Genomic DNA, 388 nt, shown 5'->3' with positions numbered 1-388 from the left:
CTCGCGTCGCGTCACCACCTTCGTCGACAACGGCGAGGAGTACGACGTGCTGGTGCAGGCCGGCCGCGATGGCCGTGCCAGCCCGGCCGACCTGGCCGCGATCCGCGTGCGCGCCAACTCCGGTGAGCTGGTGCCGCTGTCCAACCTGGTCACGCTGAGTGAAGTGGCCGAGGCCGGCACGCTGAACCGCTTCAACCGCCTGCGCTCGATCACCATCAGTGCCGGCCTGGCGCCGGGCTATCCGCTGGGCGAGGCCATTGCCTGGGCACAGAACGTGGCCCAGGAAGAACTGCCGCAGTACGCGCAGGTGAACTGGAAGGGCGAGTCGCGTGAGTACCAGAGCGCCGGCGGCGCCGTGCTGCTCACCTTCGCCATGGCGCTGCTGGTG

The 388-nt window shown here is 69.8% G+C and carries 1 protein-coding gene; it reads left to right on the top strand.

All coding sequences use genetic code 11. The annotated features are described in order from the left end of the window. Positions 1-388: efflux RND transporter permease subunit (locus EN850_RS34035; protein WP_136092969.1), on the top strand; the 388-nt coding region annotated here is incomplete at both ends.

Origin of the sequence: Mesorhizobium sp. M8A.F.Ca.ET.207.01.1.1 (assembly GCF_004794715.1) — a bacterium.
Taxonomy (GTDB): Bacteria; Pseudomonadota; Alphaproteobacteria; order Rhizobiales; family Rhizobiaceae; genus Mesorhizobium.
This window is presented reverse-complemented; position numbering and strand designations above follow the sequence as displayed.